At 32.4% G+C, this 2,749-nt stretch carries 2 protein-coding genes; both read right to left on the bottom strand.

The features are described 5' to 3' along the window. Window positions 1-486: 486 nt before the first annotated feature. Window positions 487-1,395: an AEC family transporter gene (locus F6K13_RS27155; protein WP_287288998.1), complete on the bottom strand. Its 909-nt coding sequence runs from the start codon at window positions 1,393-1,395 to the stop codon at window positions 487-489. A 35-nt stretch (window positions 1,396-1,430) separates the two neighbouring features. Beyond that, complete coding sequence (locus F6K13_RS27150; RefSeq protein ID WP_287288996.1) at window positions 1,431-2,711, bottom strand: dipeptidase; 1,281 nt, start codon at window positions 2,709-2,711, stop codon at window positions 1,431-1,433. Between the last annotated feature and the right edge of the window lie 38 nt (window positions 2,712-2,749).

The following is a 2,749-nucleotide window of genomic DNA, read 5'->3' as shown; positions in this document are numbered from 1 at the left end:
TATACCATTGAAATTCAAGTCTATTCTTAACGGACTGAAAACTTTTGGTATGATAAAAAATGCTGAAAATTTAGGTTATAAAATCAAAGAATGGACTGCCAATAAAAATACAAATGAATGGCTTTAATACCATTTTTTAGGTCATAAATAATCTTTTTTGTCAAAGGAAAATATCCTGTAAAGTCTTTTTATCTCTCTTACTATTCGTAACATTATTTTTGAAAATTGGTATTACCTAAACTAATGTTTATCGGTGCTGAAACATTGCTCGGAAGGAGAAACTTTTAAGGGAGTTTAATACCATAAACTCTCTTTTTGAACGTTAGGAGTTGTAGAAAGTATCAATAACATAAATTTGTTAATATATAAACCATTTCAATAATATCAACGATATAAAATCACAACTTGAAAATAGCTAATCACCTAACAGTTAGGTAATATAATTTTGATCTTTTGACAAGATTGTAGTTAATAATTAACATAACATCAAGATGTTGCACCAATAGCCCACAATACTAGAGGCAAAGTTAAAAAAGATAAGAGGGTTGATACTACCACAACCTTAGAAGTTCTTGTCGCATCCCCACCAAATTCATTAACTATTAAAAAAGAAGTTAAGGCACTTGGCATCGCACTTTGTAAGACTAATACTTGTAAATCAAGCATTTCTAAATTCAGAATTTTACCAACTAAATAAGCAACAAATGCTCCTCCTAACAAACGGATTAAACTAGCACTTAAGTCATAAGTACCTGGTTGAAAACGATTCTTAGATATTTGTATTCCCATCAATAATAAAGCAACTGGAATTGCAGCTTCTCTCAAAAGATGTAAACCATCATCAAGTTTTAGAGGTAATTCAATATTAAATGAGTTAAGAATTACACCTAAAATCATTCCCCAAATTATGGGCAGTTTTAGAGTAAAAATAATACCAGACCGAAACCCTCCCCCTTTGAGGATAGCAGGCATTGTACTCATCACAATTATATTCCATGATATTAAATAAATTACTGCTCTTTCTAACCCCGCTTCTCCTAATGCAAATAAAGTTACAGGTAACCCCATATTTCCAGAATTAGGTAAAGCTGTAGTCGCCAATAAACTTTTTTGTAGAGACTCCGAAAAACCTAATCTTCTTCCTATTCCCCAAGATATTAAACAGAGTAAAAGATAGGTTAATCCAAAGGCTATAAATATTCCTATTGCTGACTCAATACTAAGAGTAGTCCGATACATTATATCGGTTAATAATGCCGGAAATAAAACATACAAAGCCAGTTTGGAAAGTGTCGGTTCATCAATGGAAAAATTTTTGCCAAATATAAAACCAATTAAAACTATACACCCTACTGGAAAAACAGCAGATACAACCGAAAAGAAAAGCTCAATCATAGTTGGAAAAATTCTGAGTCAATCATTTTACAAAGTTATTTTCCTGATATTTCTTGGTTCTGAATTTCTCTCGCTACTTTTTGCGCTTCACTAAAAACTCGCATTAAATTTCCACCCCAAATTTTTTGAATATCCTCTTCAGTATATCCCCGTGCTACTAATTCTTTTGTAATATTTGGCATTTCTGAAACATCATTCATTCCTCTAACTCCACCACCGCCATCTAAATCTGAACCAATACCAACATGATTGATACCCATAACTTTTACCATATAATCTATATGGTCTACTACATCAGCAACAGTGGGTTGATTTTTAGGATATTTCTGATTAATTTGACGATATTTTTCTCTAAATTTTTCTATTTCTACTTGACTCAGTTTTCCTTGCCAATAAGCAGTTATTTCTTTGGCAATTGTTTTCATTGCTTTTTCTCTTTCTGCTGTCTGGGGTAGTTTTTTTATATAGGTATCAAAAATACAAACTTGTACAACCCCACCATTCTCTTTAACAGCTTTTAGCATTTCATCACTCATATTGCGAGGATGATTTTCTAGTTGTCTAGCACTAGAATGAGATGCGATGACTGGTGCTTTTGTTAACTTAATTACATCCCAAAATGTATCATCATGGACGTGAGAAATATCGACCATGATACCCAAACTATTCATTTCTTTGACAACTTTTTCTCCCAGGTCACTTAACCCATTCCATTCTTGTTTTTTATCGGTAGAAGAATCCGCTAGTTCATTGTTTTTGGAATGAGTTATTGTTATATATCTAATACCTTGGTCGTAGAAAAATTTCACATTACTAATATCTTTACCAATTGGATAGCCATTTTCAATACCCATAAATATTGCTATTTTCCCCATTTTATCCAGGCGTTCAGCATCCTCTGGATTTAAGGCAATTTCAACTTTATCTGAATTTTCTTCTGCCATCTTTTTTGTTATTTCAATCATTTTAATGGCTTTTGCTTTTGCCTGTTCATGCCCTTGGCGATCGCGTTCCTTTTGAGGAGTAAATATTGACATAAAGACAGCATCTAATCCACCTTCTTGCATCCTAACAATATCCCATTGACCACTTCCTAGTTTTCCTGGTAGATGTCTAATATTAGGTTGAAAATCAGGATCTAAAAATTGACGATAAGGCCAATCAATATGACTGTCAATTGTTAAAACTTTTTCGTGTATTTCTTCAGGAGTTAATGCTTTTTGTTGCTGCTCTTGAGTTACTTCAGGAGATGGTGGTAATTTTTTATTCGAGATAGTACATCCATTTACTGTGAAAGAAAGTAAAATTATTGACAATGATAAGACTTGATTTTTTGATAAATTCATCTAGATTA

It is taken from the genome of Okeania sp. SIO2B9, assembly GCF_010672505.1.
Lineage (GTDB): Bacteria > Cyanobacteriota > Cyanobacteriia > Cyanobacteriales > Microcoleaceae > Okeania > Okeania hirsuta.
This window is presented reverse-complemented; position numbering and strand designations above follow the sequence as displayed.